The 22,822-nt window shown below is 45.6% G+C and carries 16 protein-coding genes; 15 read left to right on the top strand and 1 reads right to left on the bottom strand.

Annotation, left to right across the window (positions count from 1 at the left end):
* The first annotated feature begins 143 nt into the window (after window positions 1-143).
* The 3 genes from JFC10_RS08750 (at window position 144) to JFC10_RS08740 (ending at window position 5,012) form a co-directional block, all read left to right on the top strand.
* Window positions 144-860, top strand: a complete 717-nt coding sequence (locus JFC10_RS08750; RefSeq protein WP_198332523.1) for a fumarylacetoacetate hydrolase family protein — start codon at window positions 144-146, stop codon at window positions 858-860.
* A gap of 253 nt (window positions 861-1,113) precedes the next feature.
* Window positions 1,114-3,315 carry a PhoX family protein gene (locus tag JFC10_RS08745; protein WP_198332522.1) on the top strand — a complete coding sequence of 734 codons (2,202 nt, stop codon included), beginning with the start codon at window positions 1,114-1,116 and terminating at the stop codon, window positions 3,313-3,315.
* A 227-nt stretch (window positions 3,316-3,542) separates the two neighbouring features.
* Window positions 3,543-5,012 carry an esterase/lipase family protein gene (locus JFC10_RS08740; protein ID WP_198332521.1) on the top strand — a complete coding sequence of 490 codons (1,470 nt, stop codon included), beginning with the start codon at window positions 3,543-3,545 and terminating at the stop codon, window positions 5,010-5,012.
* 115 nt (window positions 5,013-5,127) lie between these two features.
* Here JFC10_RS08740 and hslO read toward each other — a convergent pair whose 3' ends face one another.
* Entirely contained in the window at window positions 5,128-6,108 is a 981-nt protein-coding gene (gene hslO / locus JFC10_RS08735) for an Hsp33 family molecular chaperone HslO (protein WP_198332520.1), read from the bottom strand.
* A 562-nt stretch (window positions 6,109-6,670) separates the two neighbouring features.
* Here hslO and JFC10_RS08730 point away from each other — a divergent pair.
* The 12 genes from JFC10_RS08730 to JFC10_RS08675 all read left to right on the top strand — a co-directional run bounded on the left by JFC10_RS08730 (window position 6,671) and on the right by JFC10_RS08675 (window position 22,707).
* Complete coding sequence (locus JFC10_RS08730) at window positions 6,671-7,666, top strand: glutamate/aspartate ABC transporter substrate-binding protein (RefSeq protein WP_198332519.1); 996 nt, start codon at window positions 6,671-6,673, stop codon at window positions 7,664-7,666.
* A gap of 95 nt (window positions 7,667-7,761) precedes the next feature.
* Window positions 7,762-8,508: an amino acid ABC transporter permease gene (locus tag JFC10_RS08725; protein ID WP_193012442.1), complete on the top strand. Its 747-nt coding sequence runs from the start codon at window positions 7,762-7,764 to the stop codon at window positions 8,506-8,508.
* The gene (locus JFC10_RS08720; protein ID WP_193012441.1) at window positions 8,505-9,176 is read left to right on the top strand and encodes an ABC transporter permease subunit; all 672 of its coding nucleotides are present in this window, start codon (window positions 8,505-8,507) and stop codon (window positions 9,174-9,176) included. The genes JFC10_RS08725 and JFC10_RS08720 overlap by 4 nt, the downstream gene beginning before the upstream one ends.
* Window positions 9,177-9,358: 182 nt before the next feature.
* A complete protein-coding gene (locus JFC10_RS08715) occupies window positions 9,359-10,090 on the top strand; it encodes an amino acid ABC transporter ATP-binding protein (RefSeq protein ID WP_045443837.1) in 732 nt (243 codons plus the stop codon).
* A 193-nt stretch (window positions 10,091-10,283) separates the two neighbouring features.
* Entirely contained in the window at window positions 10,284-11,519 is a 1,236-nt protein-coding gene (locus tag JFC10_RS08710) for an FAD-dependent oxidoreductase (protein ID WP_198332518.1), read from the top strand.
* A gap of 301 nt (window positions 11,520-11,820) precedes the next feature.
* Window positions 11,821-13,593, top strand: a complete 1,773-nt coding sequence (locus JFC10_RS08705; protein WP_198332517.1) for an AMP-binding protein — start codon at window positions 11,821-11,823, stop codon at window positions 13,591-13,593.
* 278 nt (window positions 13,594-13,871) lie between these two features.
* Window positions 13,872-15,650 carry an AMP-binding protein gene (locus tag JFC10_RS08700; RefSeq protein WP_198332516.1) on the top strand — a complete coding sequence of 593 codons (1,779 nt, stop codon included), beginning with the start codon at window positions 13,872-13,874 and terminating at the stop codon, window positions 15,648-15,650.
* 129 nt (window positions 15,651-15,779) lie between these two features.
* A complete protein-coding gene (locus JFC10_RS08695) occupies window positions 15,780-17,390 on the top strand; it encodes a carboxyl transferase domain-containing protein (protein ID WP_198332515.1) in 1,611 nt (536 codons plus the stop codon).
* 172 nt (window positions 17,391-17,562) lie between these two features.
* On the top strand, window positions 17,563-18,381 hold the full coding sequence (locus JFC10_RS08690) for an enoyl-CoA hydratase/isomerase family protein (protein WP_198332514.1): 819 nt from the start codon (window positions 17,563-17,565) through the stop codon (window positions 18,379-18,381).
* Between the two features lie 60 nt (window positions 18,382-18,441).
* The gene (locus JFC10_RS08685) at window positions 18,442-20,541 is read left to right on the top strand and encodes an acetyl/propionyl/methylcrotonyl-CoA carboxylase subunit alpha (protein ID WP_198332513.1); all 2,100 of its coding nucleotides are present in this window, start codon (window positions 18,442-18,444) and stop codon (window positions 20,539-20,541) included.
* Window positions 20,542-20,556: 15 nt separating this feature from the next.
* A complete protein-coding gene (locus JFC10_RS08680) occupies window positions 20,557-21,477 on the top strand; it encodes a hydroxymethylglutaryl-CoA lyase (protein ID WP_198332512.1) in 921 nt (306 codons plus the stop codon).
* Between the two features lie 42 nt (window positions 21,478-21,519).
* Entirely contained in the window at window positions 21,520-22,707 is a 1,188-nt protein-coding gene (locus JFC10_RS08675) for an isovaleryl-CoA dehydrogenase (protein WP_198332511.1), read from the top strand.
* Window positions 22,708-22,822: the final 115 nt, after the last annotated feature.

Genomic DNA, 22,822 nt, shown 5'->3' with positions numbered 1-22,822 from the left:
ATTAACCCGCTATTCTTTTGTTTAACTACCATTTATCTCATTTTTATGACTATTTTTAAAATGGAGATAAGCCCTAGAAAAATAGCGACAGATAGTGCAGTATGTATGACCAACCTATCAATAATCTGCTGTGAGTGCCTAGTATGAGCCAATCACCCCATATGTCCTTAATCAATGCGATTGCTGCCAGCGTCAATGATGACGTGAGCATCGCCACTGTTAATGATAGCGTACGTGCATCCATCGGCAAGGTGGTCTGTGTCGGCCGTAATTATGCGGAACACGCCCGCGAGCTTGGCAATGAGATACCAAAATCGCCCATCTTATTTATGAAGCCAACATCGTCAGTGGTCAGTGTGCGTCATGATATTGTCCGCCCCAATCCTGAGATATATGGTGATACTCATTATGAAGCTGAGCTTTGTATTCAACTGTCAGCAGATTTGTCTGATGCTAACATTGAGCAAGCGAGGCAAGCCATCGGTGGCGTGACCTTGGGACTTGATTTGACCTTACGTGACTTGCAAAGTAAGCTCAAAGAAAAAGGTCATCCATGGGAGCGTGCTAAGTGTTTCGATGGTGCCTGTGTACTTGCTGATTGGGTTGATCCGCAAGCGTTTGGTGATTTTAGCCATGTCGAATATCAGCTTTATATTAATGATGAGCTTAAGCAAGATGGTGATAGTGCCTTGATGTTATTTCCAGTTTATGAATTACTGGCAGAGATTAGCCATGCCTTTAGCTTACAAGCAGGTGACGTGATTATGACTGGTACGCCGAGCGGCGTTGGTATATTACAAGCAGGTGATGCGTTAAAATTGAAGCTCGGTGCCCATGAATGGCAGGCGCAGGTTCGATAAGTTACTGTAGCAAGACTATCTTATCAGTCGTCAAATGCAGCAACGCTATCAAAAAATCCCAAGTTAACGCTTGGGATTTTTTTCGTTTTATAAGGTGCTTACAAAGTGCTGTCATGAGACTGTCATCTATGTTTCAACGTCCTGTCATAAACTCTCAGTAGACTTAAGCGGAATTCGTATTTTGATGGCGGTAACTATAAAGCCGCTAGCAACTCTTTTCTGCCAATCCAGCCTAATAGCAAGGTGACTGATAATGACATTATTGAATAATAAACAACCACTTGCCCATGAAATCGTTGAAGATTCTAATCCGACCGACAATATCGATTTTCAAACCATTATTAGTCGTCGTTTAAACCGTCGTAGTATCCTCAAAGGTGGCACAGGATTGACAGCGGCAGCGTTTTTTGGGGCGCTACCTTTGGTTGGCTGTAGCGATGACGATGACAGTAGCCCTATCAAGAATGCTGATAATAACGCGGCTATCCCTGCACAGGGCGATCTCAAACGTCCTGAGACTTTGAAGTTTACGGCAGTGGCACATTCAACTGCCGAGACGATGACGGTAGCAGAAGGTTATAAAGCAGAAATGATATTGCCACTTGGCACACCGCTTATGCTTGGGATTGAAGATTGGAAGGATAACCGTGAGCAGTCGGCCGAGTCATTCGAATGGCGCATGGGTGATAATCATGATGGCATGTGGTTTTTTGGTAAAAAGGGCGGTGCATATGATGCCAAAGCGGCAGAGAATGGGCTACTGGTGATGAATCATGAATATGTAAACAGTAGTGAGCTGAGTCCGTTTGGCTATCATGTGATCCAAGATAACAACGCCGCGCCCATCTTTCAAAATCGTCGCCTCGCGAGTGATGTGCGCCGAGAAGTCAATTGCCATGGGGTAGCGGTGGTTGAGATGAAACGCCGCGCTGATGGCATGGGCTATGAGATGGTGCCTGATTCGAAATATAATCGCCGTCTCACAAGTAGTAGTACGGCGCAGTTGACAGGGCCAGTTGCGGGTTCTGATTTGGTCAAGACTAAGTTTGATCCGACAGGCTTTCAGACTCGTGGCATCAATAATAACTGCGGCGCAGGGTTGTCACCTTGGGGCACCTATCTGACCACCGAAGAGAACTTTTTAGGGGTATTCGCCCGTGGGCAAGATGCTAGCCGATTAAGTGCGGGGCATAACTATGGTCGTGAGCGCTACGGTGCAACAGAGGACTTCCCAGGCTGGGAGTATCTGTGGCACACACCTGAAGCCAAAGATGCCAAGATAGCCGATGAGTTTTCGCGCTGGGATATGACCGCTGTTGGTACGAGTGCTGCTGACGATTATCGTAATGGCTTTAATACCTTTGGTTATATCACCGAAATTGATCCATTTGACCAAAACTCAACGCCACAAAAACGTACAGCTATGGGTCGATTCGCTCATGAGAATTGCGCCTATGCGCCCGTTGAACAAGGCAAACCGGTGGTCTTTTATATGGGTGACGATGCTCGGGGCGAATATATTTATAAGTTTGTCTCCAAAGCCACATGGTCAAATAGTGATATCGGTGGTGGCTTAAAAGCAGGTGATAAGTATTTGAATGATGGCACGCTCTACGTTGCTATCTTTAATGAAGATGGTAGCGGTGAATGGAAAGCACTCGTCCATAGTCAAAATGGACTGGATATTTCCAATACGGTATTGCCTTTTAATGGACAAGATGAGGTTTTAGTCTTTGCTCGTGCCGCAGCGGATGCGGTCGGCGCAACCAAGATGGATCGTCCAGAATGGGTGTCGGTTAGCCCTATGACGGGTGAGGTGTACGTCACATTGACCAATAATAAATATCGCGGCGTACGTGAGGATCAACCAGTGTCAGCCTCTAATCCGCGTAGCTATCAGGCAGGTGGAAAAGCAGCAGGTAATGACAACGGTCATATCATTCGCTGGGCAGAAGCAGGTGGCGATCATGCGGCCATGAGTTTTGAGTGGGATATTTATCTGTTTGCTACGCCCTATGATCTGGCCGCAGAAAATTTGTCACAGTTAAATGATAGCAATGATTTGTCTTCTCCCGATGGTTTGTACTTTGATCCGCGTGGCGTATTGTGGATTCAGACCGATGACGGCGCTTATACCGATACCACCAGCTGTATGTTGCTGGCGGCGCTGCCGGGTAAAGTCAGTGATGGGACAGCCATAACGACCTCAGCAGGACAACAAACACGAGTTGGGATGCCTGCTAGTAATGACAATATCAAACGTTTTTTTGTCGGTCCTGAAGGCTGTGAAGTAACAGGTATTACTATGGCTCCTGACTTTAAAACCTTATTTATCAATATTCAGCATCCGGGTAATACTTGGGGCGCTGTTGCGGGAGGCAGTACGCCGCGCTCAGCGACCGTGATGATTACTCGCGAAGATGGCGATGTCATACTGGCAGAGTCATTTGTCTAGTTAACTATTTTCAGGGTCATTGATACGTCTTGCTCAACACAAAATCCCAAGTCATGGCTTGGGATTTTGTGTTTTGGATGATAGTTATTAATATGCAAGCGTTGGTGTTCTTGGATGGAACCTTTCTTTGACAATAAAGATACCTGATAATTAAATCATTCTCTTCTGTTTATGGCAATTACAGGATAGTATGGAAAGCCCCTTTAATTGCTTGATATGTCAACATTATGCTCAGTCCAAAACCTTTAGAAATCATTCATGACTTATTTGCCACCACTCGGCGCCCAACTGCTATTGAGTCGGATACTGATGAAGGGTTTCAGGGTGATGTCTATGAAGAGTTGGCGAAAATCGACTATATTTATGTCGATGAGCTGACCGCAGAAACGGTAGATAACAGCTATAGTAAACCGCATCAGCCCATTACTTTGGTTGATTTTTTTGAAGGCTTGGCTCAGTTGGCAACGATGGGCGTGGTGGAAGTTACTGATATTGTAGAGGCTATCCATCGTGAGATTCTGCTACGTCCTTTAGGGCGGTTTAATAAAGGCAATATTGAGCACTGGCAGCGTGGTATCACGGGGCGGATTTATGGCACAGTGCGTTATACGATGCAATTGGTGGGCAATAATCTTGCCTCAGGGCTGCGTCTTTATAACACTGTTTCTCGGCCTAAAAAAGTACAACCTTTGCCTAAAAACTTACGTCGCTTGGTCAATATTTTAAATGGCGTCATGGGCGATCACCTTATCACTCATCACAATCCATTAGCAGTGTCGATGGTGCTATACGATAAATATAATCGTGTGCAAAGTAGCGCGCTGTCAGGGCGCGTTATTATCTTATGCCATGGGCTTTGTATGAGCCACTTGAGCTGGCAGGTATCTGGAGAAAGTAACTTGGGTGAAGCGTTGGTCAGTCACCTGCCAAAAGCGACCGTTCTGTATTTAAATTATAATACCGGTCGGCGTATTTCTAGCAATGGACGTAGCTTTGCAAAAGTCTTGCAAGATTTGGTTGAGAATAATCCAGACGTTACTCAGATAGATTTAATCGGTCATAGTATGGGCGGTTTGTTGAGTCGTAGTGCGCTGTTTTACGGCAAAGAGCAAGGTTTTAGCTGGGTCAAACGCGTGGGCAACCTCGTCACCTTAGGCTCGCCGCATCATGGTGCAAGCTTGGAGCAGATTGGACATTTTGTCCAAGATAAAATTGCTAAGCTGCCTTTTGCAGGCTCATTGGCTAAACTGGGTGACTTGCGTAGCGCCGGTATTATTGATTTACGTTATGGCAGTATTCGCGATGCTGACTGGGAGTCCGCCGAAGGACGCAGCGTACTGCCAGCAGAGTTTCGTCATCCCACGCATTTGCCTTTGCATGTGAATACGTATTTAGTGGCGGCAGCTTTGATTGAAACGCATTATGAATCTAAGACCACAAGTTTGCTTGGGGACGGGTTGGTTTCAGTAGAGTCAGCACTCGGCGAATATACTGAAGAGCATACGCTGGCAGTACCAGAGGGACATAAGGCAATTTTTTATGGGGTCAATCACATGAATTTAATCTACAGCGATAGAGTACATGAGCAAATTATTGCTTGGCTATTGGATAACCGACTAGGTGATGCCCATGATGCAAAGTATGGGCTGAATCCTCGTATCTATTCTTACCCAGAAGTGGATGAAGTAGTCAATTAAGCATTCTCGAAACCATTTATATTGTCATTTATAAACTTGAGCCATAACATAAAAAACCCCCAAGCATCATACTTGAGGGTTTTTCTATTACTAAGCGAACCAAATTAAATTCTAATCACTCAGAAAATATCGTGGTCACATCGTCTTTATTAAATTTATACATCTCGCCACAAAATCCGCAATCCATCTCAAAGTTACCGCCTTGCTCATCAATGATGTCTAAGACTTCTGCTTCACCGATTTGCTCAATGGCCATCTCACACTTCTCGCGTGAGCAGGTGCAACCAAATGATAAAGCAACAGGGTCGGGCGCGACGACTTTTTCTTCATGATATAAGCGATAAAGGATTTCGTTGGCATCAAGCGTGGTCAACTCTTCAGCTTTCACTGTCCGCGTCAAAACGCTCAGACGTGTCCATAAGTCATCGTCGATACCCGCATCTTGGTTTTGCTCGACTTCATAGGTTTCTTCAGCGGTACGAGGAAGCATTTGTACCAACATTCCACCCGCTTGCAGACCATCAGACGCCAAATTAATCAAGGTTGGAATCTGCGCCGATTGTTTTTGGTAGTGGGCTAAGCAGTCTGCCAAATTGTCATGGCTGCGCTCGACGATGCCTTGATAGGGTTCGCCGCCTTCAGGCTGAATGTTAATAAATAACACGCCTTGACCCATCGCACCCAATTCAGCAAATGCCTCTTTGGCATGAGTCATATTTTCCCACGCCTGCATTTGCTCATCAGTCTCAGCCTTCCAGCTGGCAAGGGCACGGATGATACCGTCTTGATCGCATTCTGCCATTGCCCAGTTTAGCAAGCTATCGCTGTCTGATGATTGCAACTGAATGGACAGATGACCATCGATTTTGACTGTGCCGATAAGCAAACTGGCGGCTGTCAGCATTTCACCCAATAAGCGCTTAATCGCTTCAGGATAAGGTTTTTGGGCAATCGTGCTGGCATAGCTGCGTGATAGGCGCACCACATCACCGCGCACGGGCGAATCTTCAATAAAGAAACGCTGACGTACGTCATTGTCACTATGTTTGCCAGCGTTTTGGCTGTCCGTATTGGGGACTTGGATATCTTGTGTCATAGGTCATTGGTAGTATTAAGAAGTTGTAAACTTTATGGGGATTCATCGTGATTTATCAATTGCTTGTTAGATAATGTTTAACAGATTAAAGCTATTTATTGATAGTTAGGGTGTGTCCTCAATTCAATCGATTACTTTCTAAATGGGCTAAAAATGGCTAAATTTTGCCAAACATCGTCAAATAGCTTATTAATATCTCGATATTATTTGCGCTACTTGCCTTGCTTGACGGCAATTTATCTCATTTTTATCACCATTTTTAAAATGAGGACACGCCCTAATGGTCAGTAGGCATCTTTAAAATAGTGATGCGTTTAACAGATTATCTCATCTATTTTATTGGATAGTTATGACGATAATAAACCCGATATCCTTAAAATATAGCCTTCATTAAAAAAAACTTACCCACACCCGCTAATTTGTTGTACAGTAACATTAAGTTGCATTGTGATAAATAACAGCAACAACCGCATGAATGCGTGGCAATAAGGTCAATGAATAAGACCTGTGTCATCCAAGCATTCATTCAATCTTGTGATAATGTGATAAAAGGATGTATCTCATGAGTTATCTATCTTCTAGGTCTTTTTCTAAACCTTTGACTCTGGCAGCTTTTATGGCGCTAGGTCTAGCAGGGTGTAATAATAGCAGTCAAACCACTACTGATGCGGCATCAACAGATGGTGCAACGACGACAGACGCCTCGGCAAGTACCAACGGTACCCTACAAAAAATCAAAGATTCGGGTACTATCGTGGTTGGTCACCGCGACTCTTCTATTCCATTTTCTTATATCGCTGACGACCCAAATCAACCGATTGGCTATGCGCACGATTTAGAAATGAAAGTCGTCGAAGCGGTTAAGCAAAAGCTAAACATGCCAGACCTCAACGTCCGTTATAACCTTGTTACCTCACAAACACGTATTCCCTTGGTACAAAACGGTACGGTCGACTTTGAATGTGGTTCAACCACCAATAACGAAGAGCGTCAAAAACAAGTCGCCTTCTCTAACGGTTTCTTTGAAATTGGTACGCGCTTATTGACCAAAAAAGACTCTGGCATTCAAGATTTCGAAGACTTAAAAGGTAAAACCTTAGTCACCACCGCAGGAACGACCTCAGAGCGTTATATTCGTCAATACAATGATGATAACAAAATGGATATGAATATCATTTCAGCAAAAGATCACGGCGAAGCATTTTTGATGTTAGAAAATGGTCGTGCTGACGCCTTTATGATGGATGATGTACTACTTGCTGGCGAAAAAGCCAAAGCAAAAAATCCTGATGAGTGGGTCATCGTCGGTACGCCACAATCGTTTGAGATTTATGGCTGTATGATGCGTAAAGATGATCCTGAATTCAAAGCCGTGGTTGATGAAGCACTGACCAATGTCTTTAGCTCAGGCGAAATCAATAGCATTTATGACAAGTGGTTCTTGAACCCAATCCCACCAAAAAACGTTAATCTAAACTTTGAGATGTCTGACAACTTAAAAGCCTTGATTGCCAGTCCGCATGATAGTGCTCAGCCGAAAGTTGCGACTGCACAGTAATCATTGTCCTGCAACATAGCTTGTTTACGCGTTCAGACTGATATCGATGTCAATCTGACGCGTAGGATTTTCAGTCGCTGCTCGGAGAGACAACCATGAATTATAGCTGGAACTGGGGTGTGCTCTTTGAGCAGACTGGTATCGGTAATGAGCTTTACATCCATTGGATGATTACTGGTCTTGGCTGGCTACTATTGATTGGTAGTATCGCATGGGCCATCGCTATGGTCGTAGGTACTATCTTTGGTATCATGCGCACTTTGCCCAATAAGACCGCTCGTGCCATTGGCACCGCTTATGTGACGTTTTTTCGTAATATTCCACTGCTTGTCCAGTTGTTTTTTTGGTTTTATATTGCACCTGGCTGGCTCACTCCCACCATTCAAGAATGGTGGTATAAGGATTTATCTCCCAACACTTCAGCCATGCTATCAGCCAGTATCGGTCTTGGCTTATTTACCGCCGCTCGTATCGTCGAACAGGTGCGTACGGGTATAGAGTCGTTGCCCGAAGGTCAGATTAATGCTGCTTATGCACTGGGCTTTAGCATTCCGCAAGTCTATAAAGAAGTATTGCTGCCGCAGGCTTTTCGTATCATTTTGCCACCGCTTAGCTCTGAGCTGACCAACTGCTTTAAAAATGCCTCCGTCGCCTCATTAGTGGGGGTGATGGAGCTGATTAGTCAGACAAAAACCATCAGTGAATACACCCAAAACAGCATCGAGATTTATACCTACGCAACGATTATTTATTTAGTATTTAATTTATCGTTGATTGCTATTATGGGGTTAATTGAGCGCAAACTGCGTGTGCCTGGGCTCATTGTAGGAGGTCAGAAATGAGTATGATGACCGAATTGGCAACAGCCTATCCTGGTTTGATGGGCGGTATGATTACCACCTTGAAAGTACTGTTTTTGGCGATTATTGGTGGTATTAGCTTAGGAACGGTATTGGCGTTGATGCGCTTGTCTGGTATCAAAGCGCTTGAGATTCCAGCGAAGCTATACGTCAATTATTTTCGTTCTGTACCGTTACTACTGGTACTACTGTGGTTTTATTTTGCTGTACCGATGATTTACTTTTGGGTAGCGGGTAAGTATTTACAGCTCGACGCCGCTTTTGCATCTTGCGTGGTTGCCTTTATGATGTTCGAGGCTGCTTACTTCTCAGAAGTGGTACGTGCTGGTATTCAGTCGATTGGCAGCGGGCAGGTCAATGCCGCCAAAGCGCTTGGCATGACGTATGGACAGACCATGCGTCTGGTCATTTTGCCGCAAGCCTTCCGTAAAATGCTGCCACTGATCTTGCAGCAGTGTATTATTTTATTCCAAGATACGACGTTGGTTTTCGCTATTGGTTTGACAGACTTTTTCCGCGCAGCCTACGTCCGTGGTGAGCTGATGGGTCTGCTTACGCCTTACATTTTGGGTGCTGGTGCGGTGTATTTTATCATCAGTGTAAGTGCCTCCGTGGGCGTACAACAATTGCAGAAGCGTTTGCGATTTTAATAGATATTTATCTTGGCTTGCGCTTTTTGAGTGTTGAGGCTTTGGTTTAGCAGTTGATTTAACTTTTCTTAAATGACGATTATCGAAAACAATGTGGTTAGGAGCCAGTGATGAGCAAAGCTGATACATACTTAAATGCCTTTGGCGGACTGGTTACCAACAATGGTCATGCTAGTGATGAGATGGTCATTCAAATGTCCGATGTCAGCAAATGGTATGGGGATTTTCAAGTATTAAGTGATTGTACGGCGCATGTACATAAAGGTGATGTCGTCGTCGTGTGCGGGCCATCGGGCAGTGGTAAGTCAACCTTGATTAAAACGGTCAATGGACTGGAGCCTTTTCAAGAAGGTGGAATCATGGTGAATGGTATCTCAGTTGGTGCGGCAAAAACCAATTTGCCGAAATTACGCAGCCGTGTCGGCATGGTATTTCAGCATTTTGAGCTGTTTCCGCATTTGACCATTATTGATAATTTAACGGTTGCCCAGATCAAAGTATTGGGTCGTAAAGAGAGTGAGGCCAAACAAAAAGCTATGGCGTATTTAGATCGTGTTGGACTAACGGTACAGGCCGCGAAATATCCCGCGGAGCTATCTGGTGGTCAGCAGCAGCGTGTGGCGATTGCCCGCGCGCTGGCAATGGATCCCGTGGCGATGCTCTTTGATGAGCCGACTTCTGCGCTTGACCCTGAGATGATTCAAGAAGTGCTCGATGTCATGGTCGAGTTGACTCGCGATGGCATGACCATGATGTGTGTGACCCATGAAATGGGCTTTGCCAGTCAAGTAGCCAACCGTATTATCTTTATGGACGAAGGTCATATTGTCGAGAACTGTAGTAAGGATGAGTTTTTTGAAGGCGCAAAAAGTGACCGCGCGCAACTGTTCTTATCGAAGATTTTGAATCATTAAAACTCTCTACTGCGTTATTTGAATTATTTATAAATAGCAGATCTAAAAAGCGTCTATTAATAGGCGCTTTTTTGTGTGAGTTGATTTATACCTTCAATTTGGATGCATATGTGAGTGCATGCCTGTTTACTGATACAATGGCTGCCATTCTTGTTAATAATTAAAACGATTCCTTATTTATAGTGGAGCTAATATGAGCGTAGACAATCTATCTGTAGCATCGGCAACCTCATCAAAAGATGGCATCGTCATTATTGGCGCAGGCTTGGCGGGTTGGCACGTGATTGATGCGATTCGTGCGAAAGATAAAGACATCCCGATTACCCTTATCACGGCTGATGATGGCGATCGTTATCACAAGCCAATGCTAACCATGGCGATTAGCCAAAAAAAACGCGCCGCAGACTTGGTACGGGCGACTGGTGCTGATGCGGCAGAAGCGGCACAAGTGACACTACTTGCCAATACGCAAGTAACGGACATTGACCCTGTGGCTCAAACGGTACAGCTTATCTCAGCGCTGCGCTCAGATCCGGTGTATACCAATTATGCCACCATCAGTTATGAGAAATTAGTACTGGCGATGGGTGCTCATCCTATCTTTCCACAAAGCTTACCAGAGGATTTGGTGTGGCATGTTAACCATATTGAGCGCTTTAGTCAGCTACAAGAAAAACTGGCTGAGGGCAGTCAGCACGTTGCCATTGTTGGTGCAGGTATGGTTGGCACGGAAATCGCTGAAGACTTATTAAAAGCGGGTCATCAAGTAACTTTGATTGATTTGAACGATGCGCCACTATCACAGATGCTACCAGCCAAAGCGACGGCACGTATCGCCAAAGCGATTGAATCACAAGGCATTCAATTCTTGGGTGGCTATCAAGTCATTGACGTTATTCGAAGTAACGATGGCAAGTTGAAAGTCAGTTATGAGTCGTTAGCATCAGCGACAGACAGTGCAACTGCTGAGCCAATCCAATCACTCATCGTTGATCATGTGATTGCCAGTACCGGTCTGACGGTTGATGATAAATTACCGACAGCAGCAGGGGTGGAATTCAATCGTCGTACTGGTATCGTGGTTGATGCAACGACATTGCGCACCGATACCTCACATATTTATGCCATTGGTGACTGTATGTCTATCAACGGTGTCGCATGTCGCTATGTCGCTCCACTACGGGCACAGGCTGCGACCATCGCTGATGATATCCTAGGTCACGAGCATAGCGGCTATGATCATAAGCCGCCGATGATTCGTCTAAAAAACAAAGCGATCTCTGTGATGGTGACGGGTGTACCGCAAGCGTCTGGTAATTGGCAAGTTAAGACTGAAAGTGATGAGGAGCTTATCATGGACTTGCTCGATGATAATCATGAAACGAGTGCAACAGTAACGATTAAAGCACCTGTCATGTCTAAAGCTTAACTATTAAAAAAACTCTAAATCATAGCCAGCGCTGCAAGCCTAATGCAGCGTTGGCTTTTTTATGTCTATCGCAGCTTTTGTATTAATCATGAATTTAATAAAATGGTGCAGCAATAGTAATCGATACGTACTGTATCAATATTATTGACAGGCTTTCATTTAAGAGGCTATATTGGTGAGGGCTTGATTTAATTATAGTCTATGGTGACAAAGAATATTCAAGGAAGAATATGGTATTTACCTTTGTAATCTATTACCGCTCTGATAAAAAATAATAAACAGCAAAACGAAAGGATTCGTTATGACTCAGGTTTCTGACTTCGACAGTACTACTAAAGACAGTATTCTCAATAATATCCCCAAAGTTAAGATGGGCGCGCGTTCAGAAAATGCACCCCTCACCCAAAGCCATGATAAAGGCCCTGATGTGCCGCTGATTGAGGCGACCATCGGTGATTTCTTTGATGCTATTGTCTCCAAATACCCTGAGCGTGAAGCCTTAATTTCTCGCCATCAAAACATCCGATTGATCTACCGTGATTTACAGGAAAAAGTCAATCAGCTGGCAAGTGCCATGATTGAGATGGGGCTCGAGATTGGCGATCGCATTGGTATCTGGTCACACAATAATGCTGAATGGCTAATGATGCAATTAGCGACTGCAAAAATCGGCGTTATCCTTGTCAATATCAATCCTGCCTACCGTACCTTTGAGCTGCAATATGCGCTGAATAAGCTAGGCTGTTCGGCATTGGTATTGATGCGTCACTTCAAAAGCAGTGACTACGCGCAAATGATTCGTGAGCTATGTCCTGAAATTTATCATAAGAACTATCAGCAACTTGACTTGGTTGAGATTCCGACGATTGAGCGTATCATTTGGATTGATGAATCAGGAAGCGATGAGAGTTTTAATTTTATGCAAAAGTTCTCTGCTTGGATGGCAGAGGGACATGCTAACGACCCACGTGTTGCAGAGCGCCAAGCCCAACTTAAAAACACCGACGCTATCAGTGTACAGTTTACTAGTGGGACGACTGGCACCCCAAAAGGCGCAACCTTAACGCATCGTAATATCTTGAATAATGGCTATTTTATGGGTGAGGGAATGAGGCTGACGGAAGAGGATAAGCTATGTATCCCATTGCCACTCTATCACTGCTTTGGCATGGTAGGTGGTAATCTCGCCATCTTGACCCATGGTGGTTGCGCGGTTTATCCCAACGATGGTTTCGATCCGCTAACGGTATTACAAACGGTGGAAGAAGAAAAATGCACAGCTCTGCTTGGTGTACCGACGATGTTTATCGCTGAGCTTGATCATCCAGACTTCGATAGCTTTGATTTATCCAGCTTGCGCACCGGTATCATGGGCGGCTCAAGCTGTCCAATTGAAGTCATGCGCCGTGTCATGGATAAGATGCACATGAGCGAGGTCACCATTGCTTATGGCATGACTGAGACCAGTCCAGCCTCCTGTCAGACCAGCTCGAAAACGCCGCTTGAAAAGAGAGTCTCTACAGTAGGGATGGTGCTGCCAGCGCTTGAGGTCAAAATCGTCGATACTGAAACTGGTGATGTCGTCCCGATAGGAGGGACGGGTGAATTACTCACTTATGGCTATGCCGTGATGAAAGGTTATTGGGGTAGCCACTTTAAAACGCGTACTGCCATTCAAGATGGCTGGATGCATACGGGTGACCTTGCGACTATGGATGAAGATGGTTATATCACTGTGGTTGGACGTAGCAAAGATATGATTATTCGCGGCGGGGAAAATATCTATCCAGTAGAAGTCGAGAACTATCTATACCGTCATCCTAAGATTCGCGATGTACAAATTGTTGGCGTTCCTGATAAAAAGTATGGTGAAGTATTGGCGGCATGGATTATTGCAAAAGAGCCAGATAGCTTAAACGAAGAAGAGATAAGGCAGTTTTGTCGTGAACATATTGCTCATTATAAAGTGCCGACCTATTTCCGCTTCGTGACTGAATATCCAATGACCATCACTGGAAAAATTCAGAAGTATAAAATCGTCGAAAAAATGATAGAGGAGTTAGGTCTAGAGTGATTTGAAACTACTAATTACTGGAAAAGCCAGCTTTTTACTATTATGTTATAAGGCTGGTTTTTTTAATTTAAGCCAGACAAAAGACGCGTCGTTTAGTCATTACGGATGAATTCATCTTATGATTTTATTTTAAATGATACATATTGTATTACTATTATTGACAGCCTTCGATTTAAGACGGTATAGTAGCTAACGCTAGTCAAGACCTGTTCAAGGAAGAATGAATCGGTGACAGGCGAATAATCAGCACCATAGAAAGTAAAACGAAAGGACTCGTTATGACTCAAAATTCTAATTTCGATGCGACTCACGTTGATTTCGATGCTATTTTAGATAATATCCCTAGTATCAATATGGGCGCACGCTCAGCAAATGCGCCGCTCACCCAAAGCTATGATAAAGGTCCTGATGTACCGCTGATTGAAGCGACAATCGGCGACTTTTTTGATGCCATTGTGTCCAAATATCCTGAGCGTGAAGCGCTGGTCGTCTGTCATCAAAACATCCGCTGGACATATCGTGAGCTACAGCAGCAGGTCAATCAGCTAGCCAGTAGTATGATTGAGATGGGGCTTGAGATTGGCGATCGCATCGGTATCTGGTCACACAATAATGCTGAATGGCTACTCATGCAATTGGCCACCGCAAAAGTCGGCGTTATCCTTGTCAATATCAATCCTGCCTACCGTACCTTTGAGCTGCAATATGCCTTGAACAAACTCGGCTGCTCAGCACTGGTGCTTATGCGTCATTTTAAAACCAGTGACTACGCCAGTCTGATCCGTGAGCTATGTCCTGAGATTTATCATAAAGATTACACCCAGCTTGATTTGGTCGAGATTCCAACGATCGAGCGTATCATTTGGATTGATGAACCAGAGTCGGACGAGACCTTTGGTTTCATGCAGAAATTCTCTGCATGGATGAGCGAGGGCGATGCCAACGATCCACGTGTTGCCGAACGTCAAGCTCAACTCAAAAATACTGATGCCATCAACGTGCAGTTCACTAGTGGCACGACAGGTACACCAAAAGGCGCAACCTTAAGCCATCGCAATATCCTCAATAACGGCTACTTCATCGGTGAGGCCATGAATCTCACGGAAGAGGATAGACTGTGCATTCCAGTACCGCTATATCATTGCTTTGGTATGGTGCTTGGTAATTTGGCGATTCTGACGCATGGTGGCTGTATCGTTTATCCAAACGATGGTTTTGAGCCATTAACGGTATTAAAAGCCGTCGAAGAAGAGAAATGTACCGGTCTACATGGTGTGCCAACGATGTTTATCGCCGAGCTTGATCATCCTGAATTTGAAAACTTTGATTTATCCACTTTGCGTACGGGCATTATGGCAGGTTCTAGTTGCCCGATTGAAGTCATGCGCCGTGTCATCGACAAGATGCACATGAGCGAAGTCACTATCGCTTATGGTATGACAGAGACCAGTCCAGTATCTTGCCAGACCAACGAGCACACGCCATTGGATAAACAAGTCTCGACCGTGGGATTGGTACAGCCTGCGCTTGAGGTCAAGGTTATTGATACCGAGACGGGTGAAATTGCGCCTATCGGGGAGACTGGCGAGCTACTCACAAGGGGCTATTCAGTGATGAAGGGTTATTGGGGTAGCCGTTTTAAAACGCGCGAAGCCATTCAAGATGGCTGGATGCATACGGGTGATTTGGCAACGATGGATGAAGACGGCTATGTAAAAATCGTTGGTCGTAGTAAAGACATGGTGATTCGCGGTGGCGAAAATATCTATCCAGTAGAAATCGAAAACTACCTTTATCGTCATCCAAAGATTCGCGATGTGCAAATCGTTGGAATACCAGACGAGCGTTACGGTGAAGTGCTGGCGGCGTGGATTATTCCTAAAGAGCAGGACTGCTTGACCGAAGAGGAAGTCCGTGAATTCTGCAGTGAGCATATCGCTCATTATAAAGTGCCTGCTTACTATCGCTTTGTGACTGAGTATCCAATGACCATCACGGGCAAGATTCAAAAGTATAAAATTATTGAGCAAATGAAAGAAGAGTTGGGTTTGTCGTAAGCTGACTTATCAGCTCTAAAACACTAAAGATGAACTATGTGAGTCATACTTAAAAAATAGCAGTTGCCATCATTCATATACAAAGCTACTCGCATTTACGAATCTATGTATCAAAGAAAAAGGGATATCATGAGCGCTATCATAACCAGTAAACTGAGTCCAAACTCAAGCGACTTTCAGCAAAACAGTGCGGCGATGCAAGAGATAGTCGATGATCTGTATGTGCACCTGCGCAAAGTCGCCCAAGGCGGCTCAGAGCGCGCACGTGCCAAGCATCTAGCACGCGGCAAGTTGCTACCACGCGAGCGTGTCGAGCGTTTGCTTGATGTGGGTACGCCATTTTTGGAAGTGGCACCGATGGCAGCGCATGACATGTATGGCGAAGAGATTCCAGCGGCTGGCGTGATTGCAGGCATTGGTCGTATTAATGGTATCGAATGTATGATTGTCTGTAACGATGCCACGGTAAAAGGCGGCACCTACTACCCAATGACGGTCAAAAAGCATCTACGCGCCCAAGAAATTGCGCAAGAAAATCATCTGCCGTGTGTTTATTTGGTCGATTCAGGTGGAGCAAACTTACCAAACCAAGATGACGTGTTCCCTGATAAAGAGCATTTTGGTCGTATCTTTTTTAACCAAGCCAACCTTAGTGCGGCAGGTATACCGCAAATCGCGGTGGTCATGGGTAGCTGTACGGCTGGCGGCGCGTATGTGCCTGCCATGAGCGATGAGTCTATCATTGTCAAAGAGCAAGGCACCATCTTTTTGGGTGGTCCGCCACTGGTAAAAGCCGCAACGGGTGAAGAGGTGACCGCAGAGGATTTGGGCGGCGGCGATGTCCATACGCGGCTCTCAGGCGTGGTCGATCACTTAGCGCAAAACGACACTCATGCGTTATCCATAGCCCGTAATATCGTCAGTCATTTGAATCGTCCTGCCAAACACATTCCCAATCAAATCACACCACGTCCGCCACAGTATGACGCCAAAGAACTTTACGGCGTGATTCCGACAGATAAACGCAAGCCATTTGATATTAAAGAAATCATCGCCCGTATCGTTGATGATAGTGCCTTTGATGAGTTCAAAGCGCGCTTTGGCACGACGTTGGTTTGTGGATTTGCGCATATCGAAGGGATGCCTGTTGGTATCATTGCTAATAACGGTATCCTATTTAGTGAGTCAGCGCAAAAAGGCACACATTTCATCGAGCTATGCTGTAAGCGCAAAATTCCCTTGGTATTTTTGCAAAATATCACAGGCTTTATGGTTGGTCGTAAATACGAAAACGAAGGTATTGCCCGTCACGGTGCCAAGATGGTGATGGCAGTGGCCAATGCAAAAGTACCGAAATTTACCGTCATCGTTGGTGGCTCGTTTGGCGCTGGTAACTACGGCATGTGCGGCCGCGCTTATAGTCCGCGTTTCTTATGGATGTGGCCAAATGCACGCATCTCTGTCATGGGCGGTGAGCAAGCAGCCTCGGTATTGGCAACGGTCAAACGTGATAATTTTGATCGCAAAGGTGAAGCGTGGAGTGATGAGGACGAAGCCGCATTTAAAGCGCCAATCCGTGAAATGTACGAAGAGCAAGGTCATCCATATTATGCCACCGCGCGCATGTGGGATGATGGCGTGATTGACCCTGCTGATACCCGTCATGTATTGGCATTGGGGCTGAGCGCCGCCTATAACGCACCGATTGAAGAGACGACTTTCGGGGTCTTTAGAATGTAAGCGCTAAGGTCTGCTCGTAATGAGAGAGTGGTGCGACAATTTTTTAAATATGATTCTACCGCGACATCGGGTTTTGACATATTACTTTCTTATATGGGCATTATGATGGACGACCCAAACGTTGGGCTAAATATTTACATACGCATATATAAATAGGAACATAGAGAGAGTTATGAAAGAAGCGAAATCGAAAAATATTAGTAATTATAAAAGCTTGCTGGTCAGCGTTGAACAGCATGTGGCTACGGTGACATTGAACCGTCCTGAAATACGTAATGCCTTTAATGATGAAATGATTGCCGAACTGACAGATGCTTTCACTGTGCTTGGTGCTGACAATGACGTACGTGTTGTGGTGCTAGCAGCTGCTGGCAAGGCATTTTGTGCGGGCGCTGATCTTAATTGGATGCGCGCGATGGCGGACTATAGCTATGAAGAAAATTTAGCGGATGCGGATAAATTGGCGCAAATGCTCAAGACTATTTATGAATGCCCCAAGCCCACCATTGCAGCAATACAAGGCGATGTTTATGCAGGTGGCATGGGGTTAGTTGCCGTTTGTGATGTGGCCATCGCCGTGAAGATTGCCAGCTTTTGCCTCAGCGAAGTGCGTTTGGGATTGGCGCCTGCGACCATCAGTCCTTATCTCATCCGAGCATTAGGTGCGAGAGCATCTCAGCGTTATTTCTTAAGTGCAGAGGTGTTTGATGCCAAAAAAGCACGTCAGCTTGGCTTTATCCATGAGCGTGTCAGCGAAGAGTGGTTGGATGATGAAGTGGCTGCGTTCTGTAGCAAAGTCGTCAAAAATAGCCCTGATGCGGTTAAAACCTGCAAACAGCTATTACACGATGTTGCTGGTGCGCTCATCACTGATGAGCTGATTGCCGACACGGTCAAAGGCATCGCTGATATCCGCTCATCAACACAAGGTAAAGAGGGCGTTCAAGCATTTTTGCAAAAGCGCAAGCCTGATTGGCTAACAGCAGACTAACGATATAAATAGGCAAATCGACAAGACGTCAAATAAAAACGACAAGACACAGGGATAGTTATGTTTTCTAAAATTCTAATCGCCAACCGTGGTGAAATTGCTTGCCGAGTAGCCGCGACTGCTAAGCGTCTTGGCGTCAGTACCGTCGCTGTTTATTCTGATGCCGACCGCGAAGCCAAGCATGTGGCTGTCTGTGATGAGGCTATCTATTTGGGTGGTTCGGCACCAAAAGACAGCTATTTAAAAGGTGATGCTATTATTGCCATCGCTAAGCAAGCAGGCGCTGAGGCCATTCATCCAGGCTATGGATTTTTAAGTGAAAACGCCGATTTTGCTCAGGCCTGCCAAGATGCTGGCTTGGTCTTTATCGGTCCATCGGCTGATGCGATTCGCGCCATGGGCGGCAAGTCTGAGTCCAAGCGCTTGATGGAGTCCGCTGGCGTGCCACTGATACCGGGTTATCATGGTGACAATCAAGACGCCCAGTTTTTGCAGCAACAGGCAGATGCTATTGGCTATCCAGTATTAATTAAAGCGAGTGCTGGCGGCGGCGGTAAAGGCATGCGTATCGTTGAGCAAAGCAGCGACTTTATTGATTTATTAGACTCGTGTCGCCGTGAAGCGATTACCAGTTTTGGTAATGATCAAGTGTTGATCGAAAAATATGCCCTCAAACCTCGTCATATCGAAATCCAAGTATTCGGTGATACGCATGGCAATTATGTGCATCTGTTCGAGCGTGATTGTTCAGTACAGCGTCGCCATCAAAAAGTACTAGAAGAAGCGCCAGCACCGGGTGTTGACGCCTCAATGCGTGAAGCGATGGGCACAGCGGCAATCGAAGCGGCACGTGCGGTTGATTACGTTGGTGCAGGTACGGTTGAGTTTATCGTGGAACAGCGCGAAGGCACTATGAATTTCTATTTCATGGAAATGAACACGCGCTTACAGGTTGAACATCCAGTTAGCGAAGCCATCACTGGTGTCGATTTGGTTGAATGGCAGCTGTTGGTTGCTGCGGGTCAGCCTTTGCCAAAATCGCAAGAAGATCTGACGATCAACGGTCATGCGATCGAAGCACGTATCTGTGCCGAAAACCCTGACAATAACTTCTTGCCAGCGACAGGGACGTTATTTACCTATCAAAAGCCTGAGCACAGTACTTTTAACATCGCTAATGTGCGTATCGATGATGGCGTACGTGAGGGTGATATAATTAGTCCCTTTTATGATTCTATGATTGCCAAGCTTATCGTGCATGCTCCCACGCGTGAGCAAGCGCTAGCTAGACTAGATCGTGCATTGGCACAGACGCGTATTGTCGGTCTGCCAAATAATGTGGCATTTTTGCGTTATATTTTAAATACCGACTCGTTTAGCAACGCCAATCTCGATACGGCGCTGATAGAGCGCGAGCAGGATAAGCTGTTTGATCAGCATCCTCTTGAATTATCGACGCTTGTGGTAACAGCTATCGCGCAGCAGCTTGCCAGTGAAGCAACCACACAAGGCTCAGATCCATTTAGCAAGCCAACAGGGTTCCGTGCTTATAGCGATTATACTCGCTCATTTAGCTTGGTTTATGATGAGCAGTCATATATTGCTCGTATCAGCAATTGGCACAATACAAATTGTTCTGACAGTAAAAAAGGTAGCGATAACCTCAGTAGTTTTACACTTGTCATTGGCAAAGAAATCGCGAATACGCAGGATGATAGTAATATCAATGTCGCTGCTCAGACCGAAACGGTTTATGAAGGGCAAGTCAGCTATGATAGCAGTGACGCGCACAATCATACCTTATGGTTAGAGGGTGCACGTATCAGTGCTCAAAGCTGTGTAAATAATGAGACGGTCTATGTGTTTACAGATAGTGGACGCGATGAGATTACCCTCGTTGATATCATGGCACATGTGGGCGAGGATACGGCAGCAGTCGGTAGCTTAAAATCACCGATGCCAGGGCAGGTTGTTGCCTTTAAAGTTGCTGTTGGAGACACGGTCAAAAAAGGCGAGCCACTTGCTGTCATCGAAGCCATGAAAATCGAACATACCATTACCGCACCGACAGATGGCGTGGTAGCAGAGCTATTATTTGCAGCAGGTGACTTGGTTGCTGATGGTGATGAGCTATTGCGTATCGATAGTGAAAGTGAGTAGAAAAGGATTACAAATATGAGCCATTCGTATCCAAGCCATGTCACCATCGTTGATGTCAGTCCGCGTGATGGACTGCAGAATGAATCAATGACGGTGCCGACGGCTATCAAGCAGGCGCTCATTAATGATTTGATTGTAGCAGGTGTCAAAAAATTGGAAGTGACCAGTTTTGTCTCGCCAAAATGGGTGCCACAAATGGGCGATAACAGCGCATTGCTTGATGCGCTAGAACCGACGCGGCAGACAGACGTTTGTTACTCGGTACTGGTACCCAATATGCGCGGTTTTGAAAATGCTATCTTGCATCGTCCTGATGAAATCGTCATTTTTGGCTCAGCCAGTGAAACCTTTAGCCAGAAGAACATTAACTGCAGTATCGATGAGAGTATTGAGCGTTTTGCACCCGTTGCCGCGGCAGCAAAAGCACATGGTATCAAAGTACGCGGCGTTATCTCTTGCACTGTTGGTTGTCCTTATGAAGGCGAAATTGACCCCAGCCAAGTAGCTTACGTTACTAAACGGTTGGTTGAGATTGGTTCAGAGCAAATCGGCATTGCGGACACCATTGGTGTTGGTACGCCACTTAAAGTACAACGGGCGTTACAGGCAGCACTTGAGTATGCCGATATTTCGATGATCTCAGGGCATTTTCATGATACCTACGGTCAAGCGTTAAGTAACACGTTAGCGGCTTTACAAATGGGTGTCAGTGAATTTGACACCTCAGTCGCTGGGCTTGGCGGTTGTCCATATGCCAAAGGTGCAACGGGAAATGTTGCAACCGAAGACGTGGTTTATATGCTGCATGGTATGGGAATCAGCACAGGTATCGACTTGGATAAATTGGTCGTGGCAGGCGAACGTATTAGTGAGTTCTTAAAGCGTCCGAATGGCTCGAACGTGGCACTGGCTTTGATTAACAAGCGTCAGTCTTAAAAAATTATTGTAAAAATGAAATACTAAAAACAAGGAATGGTTATGAGTTTACCTGGATTGAACTTTCAGCTTGGCGAAGATATTGACGCCCTACGTGATGTCGTGCAGCAGTTTGCGGCAAAAGAGATCGCCCCACGTGCTGCTGAAATCGACAGCAGCGATGAATTCCCTATGGATCTGTGGCAAAAGATGGGTGATCTCGGCCTACATGGTATTACCGTTCCTGAAGAGTACGGCGGCTCCAATATGGGCTATGTCGCCCATATGGTCGCGATGGAAGAAATCAGCCGTGCGTCGGCATCGGTAGCGCTTAGCTATGGTGCCCACTCCAATTTATGTATCAACCAAATCAAACGTAATGGCTCTGAGGCACAAAAACAAAAGTATTTGCCAAAGCTGATCAGTGGCGAGTTCATCGGTGCCTTGGCAATGAGTGAGACGGGTGCTGGCTCAGATGTCGTCAGCATGAAGCTCAAAGCTGAAGAAAAAGATGGTAGCTATGTGTTGAACGGCAGCAAAATGTGGATTACTAACGGCCCTGATGCGGATGTGATGGTGGTCTATGCCAAGACCAATCCTGAAATGGGTGCCAAAGGTATGACGGCCTTTATCGTTGAAAAAGGTATGGAAGGCTTTGGTACCGCGCAAAAGCTCGATAAGCTCGGCATGCGCGGTAGCCATACTGGTGAGATGACCTTTAATAATGTTGAAGTGCCCAGCGAAAATATCTTGGGCGGTCTTAATGAAGGCGTCAAGGTGCTGATGAGCGGATTAGATTATGAGCGTGCCGTATTGGCAGCAGGCCCTATCGGTATCATGCAAGCGGTGATGGACAATGTTGTGCCTTATATCCATGATCGTAAGCAGTTTGGTCAAGCCATCGGTGAGTTTCAGCTTATTCAAGGCAAAGTCGCTGATATGTATACGATACTGCAAGCAGGCCGCAGCTTTTTATATACCGTGGGCAAAAACCTCGATATGCTGGACGCGCGCGGTGCTGGTCATAGCCGAGAAGTACGTAAAGACTGTGCCAGTGTGATCTTGTGGTGTGCCGAAAAAGCCACATGGATGGCGGGTGAGGGTATTCAAATATTTGGTGGTAATGGCTATACCAATGAGTATCCGCTTGGTCGTTACTGGCGCGATGCTAAGCTATATGAGATTGGCGCAGGCACTAGTGAGATTCGCCGTATGCTTATCGGTCGTGAGCTGTTTAATGAGACTAAATAACGTTAACACAGGCTAGATTGATCAACATGGCTTTGGGCTGTGCGAGGTAACGGCTGGAAAAAAATAAACAATTGTGCTAAGGTACGGTTTTATTTTTTGATTAACAATAATCGAT

Source organism: Psychrobacter aquimaris, from assembly GCF_016107525.1.
Taxonomy (GTDB): domain Bacteria; phylum Pseudomonadota; class Gammaproteobacteria; order Pseudomonadales; family Moraxellaceae; genus Psychrobacter; species Psychrobacter aquimaris.
The sequence above is the reverse complement of the archived record's forward strand: the minus strand, read 5'-3'. Positions and strand labels throughout refer to the sequence as shown.

Excerpts from the sequence above, each read along its gene's own strand:
- JFC10_RS08675 (WP_198332511.1), top strand. The coding sequence starts at position 21,520 with ATGAGTTTACCTGGATTGAACTTTCAGCTTGGCGAAGATATTGACGCC.
- JFC10_RS08680 (WP_198332512.1), top strand. The coding sequence starts at position 20,557 with ATGAGCCATTCGTATCCAAGCCATGTCACCATCGTTGATGTCAGTCCG.
- JFC10_RS08710 (WP_198332518.1), top strand. The coding sequence starts at position 10,284 with ATGAGCGTAGACAATCTATCTGTAGCATCGGCAACCTCATCAAAAGAT.
- JFC10_RS08730 (WP_198332519.1), top strand. The coding sequence starts at position 6,671 with ATGAGTTATCTATCTTCTAGGTCTTTTTCTAAACCTTTGACTCTGGCA.
- JFC10_RS08690 (WP_198332514.1), top strand. The coding sequence starts at position 17,563 with ATGAAAGAAGCGAAATCGAAAAATATTAGTAATTATAAAAGCTTGCTG.
- JFC10_RS08740 (WP_198332521.1), top strand. The coding sequence starts at position 3,543 with ATGCTCAGTCCAAAACCTTTAGAAATCATTCATGACTTATTTGCCACC.
- JFC10_RS08720 (WP_193012441.1), top strand. The coding sequence starts at position 8,505 with ATGAGTATGATGACCGAATTGGCAACAGCCTATCCTGGTTTGATGGGC.
- JFC10_RS08700 (WP_198332516.1), top strand. The coding sequence starts at position 13,872 with ATGACTCAAAATTCTAATTTCGATGCGACTCACGTTGATTTCGATGCT.
- JFC10_RS08745 (WP_198332522.1), top strand. The coding sequence starts at position 1,114 with ATGACATTATTGAATAATAAACAACCACTTGCCCATGAAATCGTTGAA.
- JFC10_RS08725 (WP_193012442.1), top strand. The coding sequence starts at position 7,762 with ATGAATTATAGCTGGAACTGGGGTGTGCTCTTTGAGCAGACTGGTATC.
- hslO (WP_198332520.1), bottom strand. The coding sequence starts at position 6,108 with ATGACACAAGATATCCAAGTCCCCAATACGGACAGCCAAAACGCTGGC.
- JFC10_RS08685 (WP_198332513.1), top strand. The coding sequence starts at position 18,442 with ATGTTTTCTAAAATTCTAATCGCCAACCGTGGTGAAATTGCTTGCCGA.
- JFC10_RS08750 (WP_198332523.1), top strand. The coding sequence starts at position 144 with ATGAGCCAATCACCCCATATGTCCTTAATCAATGCGATTGCTGCCAGC.
- JFC10_RS08705 (WP_198332517.1), top strand. The coding sequence starts at position 11,821 with ATGACTCAGGTTTCTGACTTCGACAGTACTACTAAAGACAGTATTCTC.
- JFC10_RS08715 (WP_045443837.1), top strand. The coding sequence starts at position 9,359 with ATGGTCATTCAAATGTCCGATGTCAGCAAATGGTATGGGGATTTTCAA.
- JFC10_RS08695 (WP_198332515.1), top strand. The coding sequence starts at position 15,780 with ATGAGCGCTATCATAACCAGTAAACTGAGTCCAAACTCAAGCGACTTT.